At 54.3% G+C, this 19,525-nt stretch carries 20 protein-coding genes and 1 tRNA gene; 16 read left to right on the top strand and 5 right to left on the bottom strand.

All coding sequences use genetic code 11. The features are described 5' to 3' along the window. The first annotated feature begins 89 nt into the window (after positions 1 to 89). From fliP to VGJ94_18525, 15 genes are all read left to right on the top strand, one after another. Entirely contained in the window at positions 90 to 860 is a 771-nt protein-coding gene (gene fliP, locus VGJ94_18595) for a flagellar type III secretion system pore protein FliP (GenBank protein ID HEY3278632.1), read from the top strand. Between the two features lie 10 nt (positions 861 to 870). Further along, positions 871 to 1,140, top strand: a complete 270-nt coding sequence (gene fliQ, locus VGJ94_18590; protein ID HEY3278631.1) for a flagellar biosynthesis protein FliQ — start codon at positions 871 to 873, stop codon at positions 1,138 to 1,140. A 1-nt stretch (position 1,141) separates the two neighbouring features. After that, entirely contained in the window at positions 1,142 to 1,915 is a 774-nt protein-coding gene (fliR, locus tag VGJ94_18585) for a flagellar biosynthetic protein FliR (GenBank protein HEY3278630.1), read from the top strand. Between the two features lie 2 nt (positions 1,916 to 1,917). Beyond that, complete coding sequence (gene flhB, locus VGJ94_18580) at positions 1,918 to 2,982, top strand: flagellar biosynthesis protein FlhB (protein ID HEY3278629.1); 1,065 nt, start codon at positions 1,918 to 1,920, stop codon at positions 2,980 to 2,982. Then, the gene (flhA, locus tag VGJ94_18575) at positions 2,982 to 5,048 is read left to right on the top strand and encodes a flagellar biosynthesis protein FlhA (GenBank protein HEY3278628.1); all 2,067 of its coding nucleotides are present in this window, start codon (positions 2,982 to 2,984) and stop codon (positions 5,046 to 5,048) included. The genes flhB and flhA overlap by 1 nt, the downstream gene beginning before the upstream one ends. Beyond that, positions 5,038 to 6,099, top strand: a complete 1,062-nt coding sequence (locus tag VGJ94_18570; GenBank protein ID HEY3278627.1) for a hypothetical protein — start codon at positions 5,038 to 5,040, stop codon at positions 6,097 to 6,099. The genes flhA and VGJ94_18570 overlap by 11 nt, the downstream gene beginning before the upstream one ends. Further along, entirely contained in the window at positions 6,066 to 6,809 is a 744-nt protein-coding gene (locus VGJ94_18565; GenBank protein ID HEY3278626.1) for a MinD/ParA family protein, read from the top strand. The genes VGJ94_18570 and VGJ94_18565 overlap by 34 nt, the downstream gene beginning before the upstream one ends. A 3-nt stretch (positions 6,810 to 6,812) precedes the next feature. Beyond that, complete coding sequence (locus VGJ94_18560; GenBank protein HEY3278625.1) at positions 6,813 to 7,550, top strand: FliA/WhiG family RNA polymerase sigma factor; 738 nt, start codon at positions 6,813 to 6,815, stop codon at positions 7,548 to 7,550. Positions 7,551 to 7,588: 38 nt separating this feature from the next. Further along, on the top strand, positions 7,589 to 8,470 hold the full coding sequence (locus tag VGJ94_18555) for an HDOD domain-containing protein (protein HEY3278624.1): 882 nt from the start codon (positions 7,589 to 7,591) through the stop codon (positions 8,468 to 8,470). Further along, positions 8,463 to 9,491 carry a chemotaxis response regulator protein-glutamate methylesterase gene (locus VGJ94_18550; protein ID HEY3278623.1) on the top strand — a complete coding sequence of 343 codons (1,029 nt, stop codon included), beginning with the start codon at positions 8,463 to 8,465 and terminating at the stop codon, positions 9,489 to 9,491. The genes VGJ94_18555 and VGJ94_18550 overlap by 8 nt, the downstream gene beginning before the upstream one ends. After that, positions 9,488 to 11,335 (top strand): HEAT repeat domain-containing protein, encoded by a 1,848-nt coding sequence (locus tag VGJ94_18545; GenBank protein ID HEY3278622.1) that lies wholly within the window; start codon positions 9,488 to 9,490, stop codon positions 11,333 to 11,335. The genes VGJ94_18550 and VGJ94_18545 overlap by 4 nt, the downstream gene beginning before the upstream one ends. An 11-nt stretch (positions 11,336 to 11,346) precedes the next feature. Further along, positions 11,347 to 12,174 (top strand): protein-glutamate O-methyltransferase CheR, encoded by an 828-nt coding sequence (locus VGJ94_18540; protein HEY3278621.1) that lies wholly within the window; start codon positions 11,347 to 11,349, stop codon positions 12,172 to 12,174. Between the two features lie 3 nt (positions 12,175 to 12,177). Beyond that, on the top strand, positions 12,178 to 12,549 hold the full coding sequence (locus tag VGJ94_18535; GenBank protein ID HEY3278620.1) for a response regulator: 372 nt from the start codon (positions 12,178 to 12,180) through the stop codon (positions 12,547 to 12,549). Continuing rightward, positions 12,549 to 14,330 (top strand): chemotaxis protein CheA, encoded by a 1,782-nt coding sequence (locus tag VGJ94_18530; GenBank protein HEY3278619.1) that lies wholly within the window; start codon positions 12,549 to 12,551, stop codon positions 14,328 to 14,330. Before VGJ94_18535 ends, VGJ94_18530 begins: the two co-directional genes overlap by 1 nt. An 80-nt stretch (positions 14,331 to 14,410) precedes the next feature. After that, a tRNA-Sec gene (locus VGJ94_18525) sits at positions 14,411 to 14,506 on the top strand. 46 nt (positions 14,507 to 14,552) lie between these two features. Here the strand turns inward: VGJ94_18525 and VGJ94_18520 are convergent. From VGJ94_18520 to VGJ94_18505, 4 genes are all read right to left on the bottom strand, one after another. Continuing rightward, the gene (locus VGJ94_18520) at positions 14,553 to 14,981 is read right to left on the bottom strand and encodes a tyrosine-type recombinase/integrase (GenBank protein HEY3278618.1); all 429 of its coding nucleotides are present in this window, start codon (positions 14,979 to 14,981) and stop codon (positions 14,553 to 14,555) included. Positions 14,982 to 15,277: 296 nt separating this feature from the next. Continuing rightward, positions 15,278 to 15,496, bottom strand: coding sequence for a hypothetical protein (locus VGJ94_18515; protein HEY3278617.1), 219 nt, complete (start codon positions 15,494 to 15,496; stop codon positions 15,278 to 15,280). A gap of 88 nt (positions 15,497 to 15,584) precedes the next feature. Then, complete coding sequence (locus VGJ94_18510) at positions 15,585 to 18,275, bottom strand: heavy metal translocating P-type ATPase (protein HEY3278616.1); 2,691 nt, start codon at positions 18,273 to 18,275, stop codon at positions 15,585 to 15,587. Positions 18,276 to 18,357: 82 nt separating this feature from the next. Then, entirely contained in the window at positions 18,358 to 18,771 is a 414-nt protein-coding gene (locus tag VGJ94_18505; protein HEY3278615.1) for a PadR family transcriptional regulator, read from the bottom strand. A 159-nt stretch (positions 18,772 to 18,930) separates the two neighbouring features. Between VGJ94_18505 and VGJ94_18500 the strand changes: the two genes are divergently transcribed. Continuing rightward, a complete protein-coding gene (locus VGJ94_18500; GenBank protein ID HEY3278614.1) occupies positions 18,931 to 19,170 on the top strand; it encodes a substrate-binding domain-containing protein in 240 nt (79 codons plus the stop codon). On the opposite strand, the gene VGJ94_18495 is transcribed toward VGJ94_18500, so the two are convergent. Continuing rightward, positions 19,171 to 19,521 (bottom strand): hypothetical protein, encoded by a 351-nt coding sequence (locus VGJ94_18495; GenBank protein ID HEY3278613.1) that lies wholly within the window; start codon positions 19,519 to 19,521, stop codon positions 19,171 to 19,173. It lies immediately after the preceding gene. Positions 19,522 to 19,525 lie beyond the last annotated feature (4 nt).

Raw genomic sequence — 19,525 nt, 5'->3', positions numbered from 1 at the left:
GTAGAGGTGCAGGACCGGGTCCTGGTGATCGGCATGGGAGAAAAAGAGCTCACCCTCCTCGCCCAATGGATGCGGGAGGAGAAAGGGGTATGAAGTTCCTTCTGGTCGCCCTCATCGCAGCCACCATGCTTTTCGCGGCAGCCCCCGTCGATGCGAAGAAAGCCGCCGCGACCGTCCAGAAAGAGAAGCCGGCCCAGGCCCTCGACATCGTGAGCGCCTTTTCGGGAAGCCAGGGAGGAAAGAACCTCATAAGCGTCGCCGTGATGCTCACCATCCTCTCCTTTGCCCCCGCCATCCTCCTCCTCATGAGCTCCTTCACCCGGATCATTATTGTCCTTTCCTTCCTAAGGCAGGCCATGGGCCTTCCACAAGTGCCGCCAAACCAGATCCTCATCGGTCTCTCCCTCTTTCTCACCTTCTTTATCATGGCGCCGACCTATGAGAAGGTACATACCGAGGCCCTGGCGCCTTACATGAACAACAAGATCGGCTATGACGAGTTTATCGACAAGTCCTCCAAGGAGATGGGCGCCTTCATGCTCAAATTCACCAAGGAAAAAGACCTCGCCCTCTTTATGAACATCGCGGGATTGAAAAGACCGACGACCCAAAGCGAAATACCGATGCGGGTTCTCGTGCCGGCCTTTGCCATAGGGGAGCTGAAGCGTGCGTTCCAGATCGGGTTCCTGCTCTACATACCTTTTTTGGTCATAGACATGGTGGTGGCAAGTGTGCTCCTCTCCGCGGGTATGATGATGCTGCCGCCCATATTCATATCCCTGCCTTTCAAGCTCATGCTTTTCGTGCTTGTGGATGGGTGGAATCTGCTGATCGGCTCCATAATTAAAGGATTTTACTAGGAGTAATGCAATGAGTCAGGACCTCGTGCTTCAGATTTTCCGGGATTTCTTGAAAACCACCCTTCTTCTGGCCGCCCCTGCCCTTATCGTCTCCATGGGAGTGGGGCTCGTGATCTCCGTGTTTCAGGCTGCCACCCAGATCCATGAAATGACCCTTGTCTTCGTGCCCAAGGTGCTGGCCATTATGATCGTCCTTCTCATACTCTCCCCGTGGCTCATGAATATCATGGTGACCTATACCACCGCGATTATCACGAACATACCGAATTACGTGAGATGACATGGTAAACGATCTCGGCATCTTAGGACAGACATTTATTCTGGTATTCTTCAGGGTCCTCGCGATCCTGTGGCTTCTGCCCCTTTTTGCCGGCACCTCCATCCCCACCGCGTATAAGGCGGCTTTGTCGCTTATCATTGCCTTCATGCTTTTGGAGCTGGTCAATCCCGGGGATATGACCATGGCGTCGGATGTGTACTACCTGTCACTGCTCATATTGAAAGAGATTGCCGTGGGCATCGCGATCGGCTTCTTCGTGCGCATCCTTTTCACCTCCGTCCAAATTGCGGGGGAAGTAATATCTCTCCAGGCGGGATTCGGTTTTGCACGGTTCATGGACCCCTATACACAAACCCAGGTGTCGGAGCTCTCCCAGATACTCAACCTCCTGGCCCTCACGATATTCTTTTCCGTGGATGCCCACCACATGGTCTTCCGGGGGATTTTCATGAGCTTCAAGGATCTGCCTCTGGGCGGCGCCGCATTCAAGGGACCTTTCTTCGAATATATCATCCATACCACGGGCAAGGTCTTTTCCCTCGGGTTCAAAATCGGCGCACCCCTCATTATCACCCTTTTCCTGGTGGAGCTCTCTCTCGGACTGCTCTCGAGGATGGTGCCCCAGGTAAACGTCTTCATCGAAGGGATGCCGCTCAAGATAATGATCACTATCGCCATGCTCGCCTTTTCGCTCAGCATGCTGGTGCCGCTCCTTGCAGACATGTTCAAAGGTATTGACACGGAGGTCCCGAAAATCATGAGGCTCGTGGTGTAGCGATGGCGGATAGCTTTCAGGAAAAGACCGAGCAGCCGACCGACAAAAGGCTCGAAGAGTCCCGGAAAAAGGGGCAGGTAGCCCAGTCGAAAGAGCTGCCCATGTGCTTCATGATCCTGTTCTCCTCGGTCTTTCTCTATTTCTCCGTCTCCAAGGGCTTTGAACAGATGTTCAAGGTCTATGTGACGTACGTAAGAAATATCGACCTCGATGTCAATGTCGGCAACGTGTACGGAATCCTTGCGTTCGGCGCGTACGAGTGGTTCGTGATCGTGGCGCCCTTCTTCGCCCTCCTCATCCTGGTCGCAGTGGCCGGTACGGTGGTGCAGACCCGGTTCATGTGGAGCTTCGAGGCCATAGGGTTCAAGATCGAGAAGCTCAACCCCCTGACGGGCATCAAAAACCTCCTCTCCAAGAAAGGGGCGGTCGAGCTTCTCAAGTCGCTCATCAAGATATGCCTGCTCACCTATATCGCCTATACCCTCCTCATGAAAGAGCTGCCCGAGCTTCTCTCCCTGCCTCATAAAGAGACAAGGGTCATCATTGAATATCTCGGCAGGACCTGCTACAGCCTGAGCCTCAAGGTCGGCCTCTTCTTCCTTTTTCTGGCGGGCACCGATTTTCTGTACCAGAAGTGGCAGCACAAGAAGGACCTCATGATGACCTTTCAGGAAGTGAAGGAGGAAGGAAAAGAGAGGGACGGTAATCCGCAGGTCAAGGGGAGAATCCGGAGCCTTCAGAGGGAGATGGCCCGCAGAAGGATGATGGACGACGTGAAGACCGCGGACGTGATCGTGACGAACCCTACCACCTTCGCCGTGGCCCTCAAATATCAGCCCGGGGCTATGCCCGCTCCGACGATTGTCGGCAAGGGCGCGGGGTTCGTGGCGGAAAAGATAAAAGAGATGGCGCGCAAGAACAGGATACCCATTGTAGAGAATAAGCCCCTGGCCAGGGGCCTCTACTATTCCGTGAAGGTCGGCGATTTCGTGCCCGAGAACTTTTACATGATCGTCGCCGAGCTTCTGGCCCAGGTCTATAAGCAGAAGAGGAGGTCCACCCTCTGATGGATAAGATCCTGAATGCCATAAAGAACAGGGCCGATCTTTTCGTCGCGGTGAGCGTGGTCTTCGTCATCCTCATCATGATCGTGCCCCTGAACAGCTTCTTTATCGATATCTTCCTCTCCCTCTCCATATCGCTGTCCCTTCTTATACTCTTCATCTCCATGTACATATCGAAGCCCCTCGATTTTTCCGTCTTCCCTTCCATACTCCTTATCGTGACCCTCTTCCGCCTCTCCCTCAATATCGCCTCCACAAGGCTCATCCTGGTCCATGGAGACGAGGGGGCGCAGGCGGCGGGACAGATCATCAAGGGCTTCGGGACTTTCATCGTAGGCGGCAATTACGTGGTGGGCGCCGTGGTCTTCCTCATCCTCATGATCATAAATTTCGTGGTCATCACCAAGGGCGCCGGCAGGGTCGCCGAGGTTGCAGCGAGGTTTACCCTCGATGCCATGCCCGGCAAGCAGATGAGTATCGACGCAGACCTGAATGCGGGCCTTATCGACGATGTGGGCGCGAGGAAGCGAAGAGAGCGGGTCGAGCTCGAGGCCGATTTTTACGGGGCCATGGATGGAGCGAGCAAGTTCGTCCGGGGCGACGCCATTGCCGGCATTATCATCATTTTCGTAAATATCATCGGCGGACTCATCATAGGGGTGGTCCAGAAAAACATGGGCGTCACCGATGCCCTGACCGTCTATTCCCTCCTCACCATCGGCGACGGTCTCGTAAGCCAGATCCCTGCGCTCCTGACCTCCACCGCGGCCGGCATCATCGTTACCCGCGCAGCAAGCGAGGCGAACCTCGGCACGGACGTGGTCACCCAGCTCTTCTCCAACTCCAAGGCGATGATCCTGGCGTCTGTCGTGATTCTTGCCATAGGCATGGTACCGGGCATTCCGCTCACACCCTTCCTCATTCTCTCGTCCTTCACCTTCGGCACGAGCTATCTTGTCGGCAGGGCAAAGAAACAGGAGGAGGATGAGATTTCGGGACTCCCCGATATCCCGAAAGAAGACAAGGAGAAGGCGGAGCTGATCCAGCCCCTCGAGGTCCTCGAAATAGAGATCGGCTACGGCCTCATCCCTATTGTCGATTCGGAGCAGTCGGGCGAGCTCCTCGATAAGATCAGGGCCATACGGAAACAGATGGCGATCGAGCTGGGCATCGTGGTGCCGCCCATGAAGCTCCGGGACAACCTCCAGCTCAAGGCCGGGGAATACCTGATCCTCCTGAAGGGGATCGAGATGGGACGGGGCGAGATGATGATCAGCCACATCCTCGCCATGGGGCCCGACGAGGCTCAGGGCGACCTGGACGGCATCCCCACGAAAGAGCCCGTATTCAACCTCGACGCGATCTGGATCAGGGACATGGACAGGGATAAATGCGTATCCCAGGGATTTACCGTGGTGGACCATGCCACCATCATCGCGACCCACCTGACGGAGATCGTCAGAAACAATGCCCATGAATTTATTACCCGCCAGGAGACCCAGAAGCTCGTCGACACCGTGGCGTCCACCCATCCGAAGGTCATCGAGGAGCTGGGCCAAAGCCAGGTCAATATGGGGGTTATCCAGAAGGTGCTTCAAAGTCTCCTGAGGGAGCAGGTATCCATCCGCGACCTCGTCACTATTCTCGAATCGATCGCCGACGCATCGCCAAGTGCCCGCGACCCCGAGGTCATTACCGAGTATGTGAGGCAGCGCATGGCCCGGTCCATCCTCAAACCTTATCTTTCCGACGGCGTGCTCAATATAATGATCCTTGAAAAGCCTCTGGAAGAGAAACTTATCGCGAGCCTCCAGACCTCGGAGCAAGGGGCCTTCCTCGCCCTCGACCTCACCACGAGCCAAAGGCTCATCGAACGGGTCGGAGATGAGGCCAAAAAGGCGATGATCCAGAACATCCAGCCCGTGATCCTCGTCCATCCCGTGCTGCGGGCAAAACTAAGAAAATTCGTCGAACGGTATATCAAGGGGATCACCGTTATCTCCCATAACGAGATACCCCCCCATATAAAAATACAGTCCTCCGGGGTCATCAGGATAAATGAAAATTAAGACCTACCTGTTCGATGACGTCAAAGAGGGGATGAGGAAGATAAAGGAGGAGCATGGCGTCGATGCCATCATCGTCGATATCAAGAACAACGGGAGCACCGCCTCCAGGAAGGGCTGCGAGATATCGATCGCCGTCGATGGCGACAAGGCAATCCAGGGCGACGACCTGGAAGAGATGAGAAGAAGGATGGAAGGGGTGTGGGATCACACGGCACGCACCATGGGGAGCAGGGTAAGCTCCATGGAAATGGAGATAATGAAGGACCGGGTAAAGACTTATCCCCTGCCGCTCAGGGTGATTTTCGACAGGATGATGAAGAACGGGTTTGAAGCGCGCACCGCTCTTTCGCTCGTGTCGGAGGTCTACTGCGCCCTCGGGTCCCTTGCCGAAGACAGTCCCAAGGCGGGTTTTTTCGTCAAACGTGCAATTACGTCACGCATCAAGGTGCATAACCCCCTGATCTCGAACGTACCGGTCCTTTTCCTCGGCCCAAGCGGTGCGGGGAAGACGGAGACGGTGAAAAAACTCGCTGCCCTGAGCGTCGAACATGCTCTCAGGGTCTCCATCCTCACCCTGGGGCCCGCCAGAAAGGCTGCCTTCGACGACCTTAGGGTTTTTTCAAGGGATAAAGATATACCCTTCTCTGCGATCCAGGGAGAGCAGGACCTCATTACGGCCCTGGGGCCCGGCGAAACTAGAAAATTGGTCGATATATCGGGGCCCCTGGATATTCAGAAAAAGATGGTGGCGCGCTTTGCCAACGTGGAGAAGATCATGGTGCTCCCGGCAGGTATAAGGGACGAAAAAATGAGGGCATGCTGCGGGCAGTTCAAAAATCAGAATTTAAGCGGCCTTGTCTTTTCAAAGCTCGACGAAGAGGAGACGGTGGGTCACATCTTCGAAAATCTTCTGAAGCTGGGTCTGCCGGTGGCTTTTCTGACAATGGGACCGGAGGAGAGGGATATCGTGACTCCCACAAGCGATGTGCTCTACAAAATATTAATCGAGGGTAACACATGGAAAAAAAGAGAAAGCGCACTATTACAATAACCAGCGGGAAAGGCGGGGTCGGAAAGTCTTCCATAGTCTCCAACATGGCATACCTGTTGGGGCTCATGGACAAGTCCACCTATATCCTCGATGCCGATCTATCCCTGGGGAACATCGATATCATGTTCGGCATGTATCCCAAGTTCAACATAAAGGACCTTATCGAGGGCCGCAAAAACATAGGCGACATCATCTGCGAGGGACCGTGCGGGATCAGGGTCATACCCGCCACCTCGGGCGTGGTCGAACTTTCCGAGCTTACGGCCAACGAAAAGAATATCCTCTTCTCTTCTTTTCAGGAGCTTCCCGACCACGACTTCCTTCTTGTAGATACCTCCGCGGGGATATCCTCGAATGTGATCGATTTCAACGCGATCAGCGAGGAGATATTCGTGATCGTCACCCCCGACCCGGCAAGCCTGACCGACTCCTATGCGGTCATCAAGGTCCTCAACAAGAAAACCGGGAGGAAAGATTTCAATATCATCCTCAATATGGTGAGGAGCGAGCAGGAAGGGCTCGATATCTTCAAGAACCTCCTCTCCGTGACCGACCGGTTTCTGGACGTATATCTCAACTTCAGCGGCTATCTGCCCACAGACGCCAACATCAACCTCGCGGTGAGAAAACAGAAGCTGTGGGTCCAGCATTACCCGAATACGGAAGCGACAAAAGCGCTGCAAAAAATCTGTGAAAGGTTGGTATCCTGAGCCATGTATAAGAACGCATATGCCCTCACCAAGGACGACGAGCGGGAAAGGATTATCGAGGAGTTCATACCCATCATAAAACACCTCGCCTACAAGGTCTGCAAAGGGTTCGAAGAAGGGACCATAATAGAAGACCTCATATCGGCGGGCATCATAGGGCTCCTCGAAGCAATGGAGAAGTACGACGCGAGCAGGGGGATCAAACTGAATACCTTTGCCTACATGAGGATCAGGGGCGCCATGATAGACGAGCTGCGCTCGAAAGACTGGTTCCCGAGGAGCGCCCGGTCTAAGGCGAAAAAGATCGGCGAGGTGATCCGGAAGCTCGAGAACAAACTGGGCCGCTATCCAAAAGAAGAGGAAGTGGCGGAAGAGCTGAACATCGACCTTGACGCGTACCTGACCATGCTCAAGGATTACGGCAATCTGTCCATCGTCAGTATCGAGGATTTGAGCGAGACCTCGGGAGAGGACAAGGAAAGGATTATCCGCTATATCGTGGATGAAAGCGACGACCCCGAGCAGTTCGCGGAATTTGCGGAAATGGAGCGTATCCTCGCCCAGGAGATGGATAAGATACCGGAGCGGCAGAAGCTCGTGCTCACCCTCTATTATCACGAAGATATGAATATGAAGGAGATCGCGAAAACATTGGGCATTACGGAGGCACGGGTGTGCCAGATTCATTCCCAGGCCCTCATGAACCTGAGGACCACGATGAAGAAGCACGCGAGGAACTAAAGTAAAATTCCGCCGATCCGATAATAGTGAAGGGGACAATGATTAGCGACTACATTATCCATAAACTGGAGACTATAGAGATGCTGCCCACATTTCCCGATATCGTGGGGCAGGTGAAGGGGATCATAGAAAATCCCTCGAGCTCCGCGTCGGACCTGGCGCAGCATATGGATCCCTCCATGGTGGGAGAGGTCCTCCGGATCGCCAATTCCGCCTACGCGGGTAAGAAAAGCTTCAGGAAGATCACGAGCCTCGAGCATGCCATCGCCGTAATCGGTCTCGACGACCTCCTCAATATCGTCCTTCATATGCCCTTCATATCAATGACCGAGAATGACGACGCCTTTGACCGGACATTGTTTATCACCCATTCCATCCTGTGTGGCGCCGTCGCGAAAGGCATTAGCGCGGGCACCGGAAAGGGGGACCTCAACGAGGTCTACCTGGCCGGCATCGAGCATGACGTGGGGATCATCGTGGAGTACCGTTATTTCCCGGATGAGTGGCGGCAGATCGGCAGGCTCATGTCGTCCGGCAAAAGTCGCATCGAGGCGGAGCGGGAGGTCTTCTCCGTCGATCACGGCCACATCGGCGCGGCACTTCTCGATTTATGGAATACCCCCAGGCCGATCGCGGACTGTGTGAGATTTCATCATCAGCCCGAATTGGCGCAAGAGAATATCGAAAACGTGCGAATCACGCACCTTGCGAACGACATCGCGAAACATATCGACCTCAGACGCGATTTGAAAGGGTTCGATGAATTTGCGATCAGACACAGGTTATCGATGAAATCGGCCCTTGCGATCGGCGAAGAGCTTTCCCCGAGCGAGGAGATCGAATTCATAGAAGAAATCTACGGGCTCCTGAAAGTGGCGAAGGCGTATATAGAGAGTATTACAGGGGAAAAGGATGATTAAGGTTCTTGTAGTCGACGATTCTGTCTTCATGAGAAAAGCCCTCTCGAGAATGCTTGAGAAAGATGCATCGATTCAAGTGGTGGGAACCGCCTCCAACGGGGCGGAGGCCATAGAAAAGGTGGACGCCCTGAAGCCGGACGTGGTCACCATGGACATCGAGATGCCGGTCATGAATGGCATCGACGCATTGAAACGCATAATGGAGAAGCAGCCGCTGCCGGTCATCATGTTCAGTGCCCTCACCCGGGAAGGCGCGGAAGTCACGATGGAGGCCCTCAATATCGGCGCCTGCGATTTCATGACGAAGGATTTCTCGAATGTATCGGTAAACATAACGGACAAACAGAACGAGCTGATAAATAAAGTGAAGAATGTGGCCAATATGAAGGTCAGGTTCCTCATGAAAAGGCTGGAGCTTATACGAAAGCCTATCATGATCAGCACGAATAAGAAGGTCAGGCACGAGGTGCTCGCCATAGGCGCATCCACCGGCGGACCGCCCGCACTTCAGCACATATTGCAGGCCATCCCCCGCGATTTTCCCGTGCCTATCGTGATCGCCCAGCATATGCCGAAGCTTTTCACCACCTCCTTCTCCCAGAGGCTCAATGCAGTCTCCCAGATAGAGGTGAAGGAAGCGGAGGAAAGAGAGCCCCTGAGGCCAGGAGTCGCCCTGGTGGCTCCGGGGGATACTCATATGGCGCTCAAGAGAAGGGGCAGGGAGATCATCGTCGAGTTCGTACCGGAGGCCAAGTATATTTACCGGCCCTCCGTCGACCTGCTCATGCAATCCACCGCCTTTGCCTACGAGGCGAGGTCCATTGCCGTGATTCTCACGGGCATGGGGAACGACGGCCTCGCGGGGATGCGGGAGGTAAAGAAAAAGGGCGGCTTCATCATAGCCCAGAATGAAGAGACCTGCGTCGTCTACGGAATGCCGAGAGCCGTGGTCTCTGCCGACCTGGCTGACTCGGTTCTGCCTGTCGATAAAATTTCAGAGGAGATTATCAGGGTCCTATGAAAAATGAACTGAAAACCAATGACACGATTGCCGGAATGAGCACGAAAAAATTGGCTCATCTTATAAAGACGTTACGCGAAGGCGACGGGCTTTCGAGGGAGAGAGCCCAGGAAGCGCTCATCGCCTCGGCAAATCCTATGGTCGTGGAGCAGGTAGCGCCGCTGCTGGAGGCGAGTGACACGGGGACGAGGATGATGGTCCTCGAGATCCTTAAAAAAACCGGTAATAACAATATCGAGGCGATCATCAGGCTTCTCGATCATGAGAATGAGGATGTAAGGGTGTACGCGTGCGAGATCATCACCTGCCTCAAGAACCCCTCCACCATACCCTTCCTTATCAGGAAGACAAAGGGGGATGCGGACAACGTACGAAACTCGGCCTGCATCGGCCTGGGGGAGTTTGATGACGAGGGGGCAGTGGACGCGCTACTCGAGGCCCTGAAGGACGACGACTGGGTGACCTTTTCGGCCATATTCAGTCTCGGCACGATAGGCAACAGGCGGGCTATCCCGGCTCTCTTCGATGTGTTCAAGAACGGAAGTGACGAAATATCCCTCGCCGCGTGCGAGACCCTCATAGATTTCCGTGAACCGGGCGTGCTCGACGATGTGATCGAGACCCTCAAAGGCTGGGATGAGAAGAAAAGAGACGATTACATGAAGGTCATGCTGGAGAAGGGTGAAGAGGACGTCTTCTTCAGGATGAAAGACCTTATAGGCGATGAACTCCTGGGACACCTCCTGGGAAGCACTGCCTACGGCAAGAGAAGGAGCGTCCCGATCCTCAGGCTCCTCGCCCATTTCAAGACGCCCGCCGCATGCGACGCGATCCTGGAAGCCGCCGCAGAGCTCGATTCCGAGGCGGAAGAGTACGGCGACATCCTCGAGTGTCTCGTCGAACTGAAAGATGTCTGGTCGGGATCCCTCAATGATTATATCTCCAAAGGAGAGCAGTATTTTTCTCCCCTCATAAAGGCATGCGGGATAGGCGGGGTAAGAATCGACGAAGCCCTGCTCATCGACGCCTTTCTTTCCGCGCCCGTGGAGGCGAGGAGGGACATCATCCAGAACATCGAAAATATCGTGGGCGGCACAGGATACGGGATCGTGAGCAAGGCCATTCGCGACGCGGACAGCCACGTCCGGGGTCTCGCAGTGGCCCGGGCGGGAAGGATGGGATTTGCCGCACTCATCGATGAGATCAAGGAGATGGCAATGAACGGTTTTTCCGATGTGCGTTCCAAGGCCCTTAAATCTTTGATACAGCTCAACCCCGCTGAGGCAATGGTGCTCGTGGACCGATTCGTGAACCACGGCTCCCCCGAGGATAAAAAGGTCTTCCTGGCTGCGGCACACGCCCTGGACAAGGAGCGGAATTATCCGTACCTGACGAAGCTCCTCAAAGACAGGGACGAAGGGATTCAGAGGGCCACCATCACCGTCTTCGGTAATTTCCTGGAAGACGAGCGGTATATGACGATTTTAGCGGATCTGCTCAAGGACCGGGACATACCGCACGAGGCCTTGAAGGTAGTGAAAGAAAAGAAGCTGACCGCCTTCAGGGACCGCCTCATCAGCCTCTTTACGGACCATAACCAGGGGACATGGACGCGGTATTACGCCCTGTCCGCCCTCGACGGATTCAAGGACCGGTCTCTCTTCGATCTGTTTCTTGCGGGGCTCGAAGATGAAGAGAGCCTCATCAGGATAGGGAGCGTGAACGCTCTCTCCGACCTTGAAGATCCGCGGGCCCTTCTCCATATCGTGCCTTTTACCGAAAGTGAAGACGAAGATATACGGTCGTCCGCGGAAGCGGCAGTGAGCAGACTCGAGAATCTATAAGGGACTATTACATGCTGACGAAAGAAGAGTTCATACTCTTGAGAGATTTCATCTATGATAAGACGGGCATTTATTTTGCCGAGAATAAAACTTATCTCCTCGAGAGCAGGCTTACCAACAGGCTCTCCGAGCTCGGCTTTTCCACGTTTCAGGACTACTACTATCACCTGAAGTACGGCGGAGATAAGGTAAAAGCAGAGCTCATCAGTCTTTTTGAAGTGGTAACGACCAACGAGACCTTCTTCTTCAGAAATCCGCCCCAGCTGGACGCCTTTAAGGTGATCCTCAAAAAGACCTACCTGAACGGTGCCGCGCCGACTCAACCCATCAGGATCTGGAGCGCGGGCTGCTCCACGGGGGAAGAGCCCTATACCCTTGCCATTATCATGGAGGAGGAGATGGCGGCCGCGGGGAAAACAGTGCCCTATGTGATCTACGGCACCGATATCAGCACCAAGGTGCTCGAATCCGCAAAGCTCGGCCTCTTCAACAATTACAGCGTGCGGACCATCGAAGAAGGGTCCAGGAAAAAATATTTCACCGAGACGGGCGGGTTTTATAAGCTGAAGGATAACCTCAAGAAGAACGTGAAACTCGATTTCCTCAATCTTCAGGACGCAGATGCCTATAGAAAATACAGGCAGATGGACATGATCTTCTGCCGGAATGTGCTCATCTATTTTGACGAAAAGATGAAGAAGAAGGTAGTAGACCTTTTCTATGAATGTTTGAAACCCCAGGGCTTCCTCACCATCGGCCACGCCGAATCGCTCCATAATATTTCGCGCGTCTTTAAGCCGCTGGTCTTCCCGGGGACCATAACCTATCAAAAAGGGTGATCCATGAATACGATACTTGTAATTGACGATTCGTCCACAATAAGAAAGCTTCTCAGTTTTATTCTGAGAAAGAAAGACTACCTTGTCGCTGAAGCGGAAGACGGCCTTGACGCCATGGAGAAGCTCGGCCACATTCAGGCGGACATGATTATCGTCGACCTTAATATGCCCAATATGGACGGGATTGAATTCGTAAAGAACCTCCGTGAGAATCACTACTATAAGGATACTCCCGTCATCATGCTTACCACGACCAAAGATGAGAATTTACGGAGAGATGCGTTCCAGGCAGGGGTGAATATGTTCCTCAACAAGCCTGTTCACCCTGACGTCTTACTGTTTAAAGTTGAAAGTCTTCTTGGAGGGGTTGAATAATGTCAGACCAAATGATTGAAAAAGATGAAATGCAGGAGATTGTGGAGGAGTTTCTTACCGAGTCCACGGAGCTCATGGAGAATGTCATCCAGGATATGGTGGCGATCGAAGAAAACCCCGACGAGGAAGTGGTAAACAGCATCTTTCGGGCCGTCCATACTATCAAGGGGACGTCCAGCTTCCTGGGGTTCGGCGCCCTTTCCAACCTCGCCCATAAAGCTGAAGATGTTCTCGGATTGATTCGAAAAGGAGAGATGGCGCCCGACAAGGACGTGACGGACGTGCTCCTCGAATCATTCGACCTGATGAAAGGCATGCTCGATGATATAAGAGAAAAAGGCGCGGAAGACCGCGACCCCGCGGGCGCCGTGGAAAATCTCGAGGCCCTCACCAAACCGGAAAGAAAGAAGATAGGCGAGATCCTGATCGAAGAAGAGGTCCTCAAGGTGGACGAGCTTATCGACACCCTCGATAAACAGAAGACGGAGCCGGACAAGAAACTCGGCGAGATCGTGGTGGAGGATAAACTTACCACGGAAGGCCAGATGAAGGGCTTCCTCACCAAGCAGAAATCCGCAAAAGAAGACCAGACCATCCGCATCGACGTGAGAAAGCTCGATGAGCTCATGAATCTGGTAGGAGAGCTGGTCCTGGGCAAGAACAGGCTCATCCTCGTGGACAGCCTCTTAAAGAAGGAGATCGGGAGCACTCCTCTCGCTGACAATTTCGCCGACGTCACCAATTACATAGAGGCCATCACCAACGAGCTTCAACTCTCCGTGATGAAGGCGCGCCTTGTGCCCATCAGCAAACTTTTCAACAAGATTCCGAGGCTCGTGAGAGACCTCTGCAAGGAATCGAAAAAAGAGATCGAGCTCAATATAGAGGGAGAGAACACGGAGCTTGACCGGTCCCTTATAGAGACGCTCCACGACCCCCTCATCCATATCATCCGAAACTCGGTCGACCACGGAGTGGAGCTGCCCGACGAGCGCGCGAAGAAGGGCAAGAAAGGCAAAGGCGTCCTTTCCTTAAAAGCTTATAATGAAGGCAACCATATCATCATCGAGATCTTCGACGACGGAAACGGCATCAACCTCCAGGCAGTGAAGGACAAGGTCAAGGAAAAGGGCCTCCTTAACGAAGCGGAGCTGAACAGCATGTCCCCCAAGGACGTGATGAACCTCATCTTCATCCCCGGCTTAAGCACGGCAAAAAAGGTCAGCAGCGTCTCCGGCCGGGGCGTCGGCATGGATGTGGTGAAAACGAATATAGAGAAGATGAACGGCCAGGTCTACGTGGATTGCGAAGAAGGACAGTGGACAAGACTCCTCATCAAGCTGCCCCTCACCCTCGCCATCATGAGGGCCCTGATAGTCCAGGTGGCCGAAGAGCTCTTCGCCGTGCCCTTAAACACGGTAATAGAGCTGGTAAAATTAAAAGAAGGCCTCGTAAAATCGGTCGATAAGAACGACGTCCTGGTACTGAGGGACAAAGTAATCCCCGTAATCGACCTCCAGAAGATCTACGCAAACAAGTCCGAAGATAAAACGGAAGGCTACATAGTGATCTGCATCATAGGAGAGAAGACGATAGGCATAAAGATCCACTCGGTCATAGGCCAGGAAGAGGTGGTAATCAAGCCCCTGGGCGAATTCCTCGGCAATATCACCGGCGTCGGCGGCGCCACGATCCGTGGGGACGGGAAGGTAATCCTGATTCTCGACATGCCTGCGGTAGTAGCAAATTTCGGCACTCAGCGCAAAGCCATGACCGCCTGAGCCGCCGAACCAGGAGAAAGAGCGCCCCGGCATGACTTACTCGTTGACAAGAGCGGGTTCCATCTGTAAGTTATTGTAACGGAAGTGCCGAGGCGCCTGGTGGGCCTCCTGGTCTTCAAAACCAGTGTACCGGTGACGAGCTGGTAGGTGGGTTCGATTCCCATGCACTTCCGCCATTTAATAAACTCAATGACTTACAAGTGATGGGGCATCTTGAGATGCTCATTTTTTTACCCCTATCGAGGTCACTTTCTCTAAATTGTGCCCATTTTGTGCCCGTGACGCAGATTCTACCATCGTCTCATGGCCATTTGCCAGGCGCTCACAGGCCATCTTCAAGTCATCTTCGTTGACTATATTGTACCTGTCAAAAATGGCTCTCGTCTTATGACCGCTAATCTTCATGGCCACCCGTTCCGGCGTACCATTCCGAACCATGTTCCTCACCGCTGTCCGCCTGCAATCATGTAGCAGCTTCCCATCCAACTTCGCCCTCTCGCAGGCCGCGGTCCAGGCTTTCCTGGAATCTTTAATTCTGTTACCATTCCGAAAGAACACATAGGGACATTCGGGATACTCCCTATCCCGCAACTTCCTCTGGTCCAGGATTGTTTGGTAAAGCTCACCCGCGAGGTATATGACCCGGGCCACGAAACCACCCGGACAGGCGTAAATACAGGACAAATCGCCTTGACCCGGTAGTGGTCACAACGCCTTCTATCCCACAAGGGAATTCTTTGACATGGTGATCTCTATAACGTCCGAACCCATGGGGCTTCACCTCCCGGGCTGGAACGGCCGCAGATCAACGCCAAGGCCATGATTCGGCCCGCAAAAACCCCGCATATGCACCCATTCGTGCGATGCCTTCGGACCCAAATAGTTCGCATTTATAGCGTCTAGTCCAAAATTGGGAACCGGCGTCAGACATGGAGCCAGGCACCCTTTCATGTGCCTTTGCTTTGGAGGTGATCCTCGATGTACTCCCGGTAGGCTTTGAGCAGGACGTACGAGTACTCTCTGCGGACAAGGTCCGACGAGGGTATATAGTTTCCCTGAGCCTCCAGCCTCTCAATGATCTCCTCGGCAGTCTCCTTGTCGGCGACTCTGCCCTTAGAGTAAAGGTCGGCAAGTATCTCGTCTAGCGCCTCAGGTAACTCAGCCAATTACGTCAAAGAATGACATATCCCACCTCTTTTATGGTTCTTACCGGCTCGGCAACGTCTTTCAATCCCGACAACTCCGGTCAGGAGTTCATGTCGAGCTCACCAGGACCGCGATCGCTCCCGCTTTTTTCACCGCCGTTTGAATTTCCTGCACGGATAGAGTGGACGGGTCGTACGTAAGCTTCATCTGGTTAGTGATGGAGTTCAGGCTAAAGGCTTTTACCCCTTTCAGGGCTTTCACGCGCTTCTCCACAATCTGTCCCTCGCACGAACAGCTTAGCCCATCGATCCGGAACGTGAGCGCACTCAGACCGTCAGCTCCCTTGGTCTCGTGGGCGATCGGTGGCTGAGCAAGAAACTCATCTGTCGGCTTTGCGCCTGAGCAGCAAGATCCTTGAGAGGTAGCGATGGTAACAAGGGGTGGGTTGGGAGGAATCTCCGCAGGCTCGCCGGCCGCGCAGCAGCACGGAGATGAGGCTTCATCCACGACAGCGAACGTTGCCGTCTCTACCTCGGGTGCCGGTTCATAAGACGCGCAACAGGCGCCGCTCACGGCTAGCGGAAAGGTTACCAAATTGTCTCGGCCGTCCATTTCCTCTCCGGCCCGTGCCGTGGCTGTTTCACCCGTGGCCAACGCCCCCGGCATCTCCGTATTTCGCCACTTCAACAGGCGCAAGGCGTTGACGATCACGAAGAGAGCGCTTGCTTCGTTGAGGAGCAGCCCCGTGACGAGCCCGAGGTACCCGAGCAGGGCCATGATTACCATGAATGCGACGTTGAGCAAAGAGACTACGATATTCTGCCGGATGGTCCGAACGGCGCGGTTGGAGAGCTCTCGTACAAAAGCTATTTTCCCGAGGTCGTCGGACATGAGGACGACGTCCCCCGCCTCGATGGCGATGTCGGTCCCGGCGGCGCCCATCGCGATACCCACGTCGGCAACCGCCATTGCGGGAGCATCGTTAATGCCGTCGCCGACCATAGCTACCATTCCGTATTTTTGGCGAAGCCGGCGAATCGCATCGACTTTGTCCGTAGGCAGGAGCTGGGCATCATACTCGTCGATGCCAACCCGACGGGCGATAGCTGCTGCGCTTCGCTCGTTGTCTCCGGTAAGCATCACCGTCCTGACTCCGGCGCGTTTCAGCCGGTGAATGGCCTCATCCGTACCGGGACGCATGGTGTCGGCGATTGCAATGAGTCCGGCCAAATGGTTATCGGTACTCACGAGTACCACGGTCTTCCCTTCATTTTCGAGTCGTGTAACGGTCTCTTCAGCGTCGCCAAACGATACCCCCTGATCTGCATGGCAGCGGGGGCTGCCGACTACGCAGGATTGTCCGCGGATCGTAGCCGTTACGCCACGCCCCGGGTTCTCGCAGAAGTCCTCTACCGACCACCCGGCAAACGCACCGCTCTCCCGGGCCTTCCGGACAATTGCGGCCGCGAGGGGATGGCCCGACCTTGACTCGATTGCGCCCGCGAGGGCAAGGACGTCTTCCTCCCGTGCTCCCCCGAAAGTCACTAAATCGGTAACCTCCGGACGGCCGATAGTCAGGGTGCCCGTCTTGTCGAAGGCAATGACTTTCACACGGTCCACAAGCTCCAGGTATGCCCCTCCCTTGAAGACTGTCCCGTGGTGGGCCGCCTTCGCCATGGCGGCCACGATCGCCACGGGAACCGAAAGTGCGAGACCGCAGGAGCAAGAGACCACGAAGACAACGAGTCCCCTGTAGATAAAGGGGAGCCACTCGGCCCCGGTCACGAGGGGAGGCACCACGGCCACCAATGCGCCAAGGATGAACATGGCCGGGGTATAATAGACTCCGAAGGCATCCGAAAATCTCTGCAGCTTGCCCTTTTGGGCCTGCGCTTCTTCAACTGAGTAAATGATCTTTGAGAGCATCGTGTCGGAGGCGGCCTTTTCTACCTCTACTTCGAGGGAGCCGTTCTGGTTTATGGTCCCTGCAAACACCTCGCCTCCGGCCTCCCGGAGTATCGGAATAGGTTCTCCCGTGACGGCCGCCTGGTCCACGTAAGAGGAGCCTTTCACGACTCGCCCATCGACCGGTATGCGTTCGCCGGGCCGGACCACAACCACATCTCCTACCACAACCTGTTCAATCGGGCGCACCACCTCTCCGGTGTCTGTGCGGACAAGTGCTTCCCTGGGCATCAACTCCGTAAGCGAGCGTAGGGCGCCCCGGGCCTTGTCCACCGCATAGGACTCCAGAACATCGCCAAGGGAGTATACGAAAATCAGAATAGCCGATTCACCCCACAGGCCGAGGGCCATTGCACCTCCCGAGCCTATGAGCATGAGAAGATGGATGGTGGGCGTAAGGTTGACAAGGGCAATCAGGGCCTTACGGGCAGGATAGTAGACGCCGGTCAGGACGGAGAGCACGTAAAGTCCGTTGTAGACGAGGGGCGAAGCTCCCGTCTTTGACAGTGTAAAGGCGATGAGGATGAGAAGGCCGCAGCCATAAAGGGCGAGCTGTTGCTTCTCGCGCCACCAGGTGCTTCGTTGACGCTCGGTCTTCTGGAGTGATGCCTTCATCCCCGTTTCCGAGACGGACCTGATAATATCCTGAATCGTCGCCGACCCCGGGTCATAAACAACGCGAAGCTGGTGGGTAATAGGATTTACTTCGTGGCTCTGAACCCCTGCCAGCGCCTTTATCTTCCGATCGATGAGAGTTGCTTCGCAGCCGCACTCCATCCCTTCGATCTGGAGCGACACCGTCTCGGTCGTGTTCTTATTCCCTTGGGTATCCATGCTGAGCCCTCCTGCCGTTATTCGACATCACTCGCCGCTGCGGGAATTCTGCCTGAAATCGCGCAGCTGGTGTAAACGCTCACTATTTTCTCAGAAGACGCTCTCTTATGTCCTCCAGGAAAACAAGGCTATCGTTCTCGATCGCCTTGTAGATATAAGGGATCGTAGACCGCCAGGCTTCGACCGATACCTTGTACGCTTCAACCCCTAAAGGCGTAAGGGTATAGACCTGTCTCTTTTGTGCGCCCTTAAGCTGCGTATCTTCCTTAACTTCCGCATATCCATGTTTTGTCAGGTCTTTAAGGATTGGATAGATCGTCCCGAACGTGGGCGTACAGCAGCCGCTGGTAATAGACTCCAGTTCCTTCAATACGCCGTACCCATGGTTGGGGCCCATGGAAAGAACCTTCAGGACGAGCATCTTATTGAGGCCTATATTGATCAAAGATTTCCAGTAATCGGGATCGGTGAGCCCGGCAGGGCTTTTGGTTTTCATGTGTGTACCGCCTTTATAAAAACAATCATTATATAGAAGACTATAATACTAAAACTGTCGTGTCAAGGTCTTTTTTAGGAAACCTTCTCTCTACTGGGCGCCTGGTTGAAGTAAACGTTTCAGTACCCTGACACGAATGGGGTGGAGAGGAGTGGGAACATGCCCACAATTCTAGAGCTTCTTGTGTTCGCCGGTGCCGCATCCAAACCGCCAACCGAAGAAGCGGCCAAGGCTTTCGAGAAAAAGACGGGAGTGAAGGTTAATGTGACCTTCGGGGGATCGGGCTTTGTGCTTTCCCAGATGACTCTTGCGAAGAAGGGGGATGGGTCTTCAGGCAACTTACGTTATGTCGTGTCGTCCCGCACGTCGGGCTCCCCGTACGCCCTCGCATCCGCTTAGTTACGCCCCAACCCCTATTTCTCCCACGGTAAGCTTCCGCTCTCTCGCCATTTTCCCGACAAAAAAGAGGGTGCTGTCTTCAGAAATCTTGAGTTTTGCCGCCAGTTCGGACGGAGTTGTCTTTCCCTTCTCATTGACGAATGCCAGGATCTCCTCCTCCAAGGTCCGCACCCATTCTTCAAAAAGTCCTTTGATCTCCGGTGTGGCAAGGGATGAGGCATCGGAGTTGGAGCCCATCATCTGCTGCATCATCTTCGTGCACATGTCGGGCATACCGCCCATCCCTTTCATCATGTTCTGCATCATATCCTGCATTGTGCCCATGCCCATTTTGGTGTCATGTGTCTCCATGGCT

Source organism: Syntrophorhabdaceae bacterium (assembly GCA_036504895.1).
Lineage (GTDB): Bacteria > Desulfobacterota > Syntrophorhabdia > Syntrophorhabdales > Syntrophorhabdaceae > PNOM01.
The sequence above is the reverse complement of the archived record's forward strand: the minus strand, read 5'-3'. Positions and strand labels throughout refer to the sequence as shown.

Bases quoted from the DNA above. Each gene is read 5' to 3' on its own strand.
- VGJ94_18550 (HEY3278623.1), top strand. From the start codon at position 8,463: ATGATTAAGGTTCTTGTAGTCGACGATTCTGTCTTCATGAGAAAAGCC.
- VGJ94_18495 (HEY3278613.1), bottom strand. From the start codon at position 19,521: ATGGAGACACATGACACCAAAATGGGCATGGGCACAATGCAGGATATG.
- fliR (HEY3278630.1), top strand. From the start codon at position 1,142: ATGGTAAACGATCTCGGCATCTTAGGACAGACATTTATTCTGGTATTC.
- fliQ (HEY3278631.1), top strand. From the start codon at position 871: ATGAGTCAGGACCTCGTGCTTCAGATTTTCCGGGATTTCTTGAAAACC.
- flhA (HEY3278628.1), top strand. From the start codon at position 2,982: ATGGATAAGATCCTGAATGCCATAAAGAACAGGGCCGATCTTTTCGTC.
- VGJ94_18540 (HEY3278621.1), top strand. From the start codon at position 11,347: ATGCTGACGAAAGAAGAGTTCATACTCTTGAGAGATTTCATCTATGAT.
- flhB (HEY3278629.1), top strand. From the start codon at position 1,918: ATGGCGGATAGCTTTCAGGAAAAGACCGAGCAGCCGACCGACAAAAGG.
- VGJ94_18500 (HEY3278614.1), top strand. From the start codon at position 18,931: ATGCCCACAATTCTAGAGCTTCTTGTGTTCGCCGGTGCCGCATCCAAA.
- VGJ94_18555 (HEY3278624.1), top strand. From the start codon at position 7,589: ATGATTAGCGACTACATTATCCATAAACTGGAGACTATAGAGATGCTG.
- VGJ94_18505 (HEY3278615.1), bottom strand. From the start codon at position 18,771: ATGAAAACCAAAAGCCCTGCCGGGCTCACCGATCCCGATTACTGGAAA.
- VGJ94_18565 (HEY3278626.1), top strand. From the start codon at position 6,066: ATGGAAAAAAAGAGAAAGCGCACTATTACAATAACCAGCGGGAAAGGC.
- VGJ94_18535 (HEY3278620.1), top strand. From the start codon at position 12,178: ATGAATACGATACTTGTAATTGACGATTCGTCCACAATAAGAAAGCTT.
- VGJ94_18530 (HEY3278619.1), top strand. From the start codon at position 12,549: ATGTCAGACCAAATGATTGAAAAAGATGAAATGCAGGAGATTGTGGAG.
- fliP (HEY3278632.1), top strand. From the start codon at position 90: ATGAAGTTCCTTCTGGTCGCCCTCATCGCAGCCACCATGCTTTTCGCG.
- VGJ94_18545 (HEY3278622.1), top strand. From the start codon at position 9,488: ATGAAAAATGAACTGAAAACCAATGACACGATTGCCGGAATGAGCACG.
- VGJ94_18570 (HEY3278627.1), top strand. From the start codon at position 5,038: ATGAAAATTAAGACCTACCTGTTCGATGACGTCAAAGAGGGGATGAGG.
- VGJ94_18560 (HEY3278625.1), top strand. From the start codon at position 6,813: ATGTATAAGAACGCATATGCCCTCACCAAGGACGACGAGCGGGAAAGG.
- VGJ94_18510 (HEY3278616.1), bottom strand. From the start codon at position 18,275: ATGGATACCCAAGGGAATAAGAACACGACCGAGACGGTGTCGCTCCAG.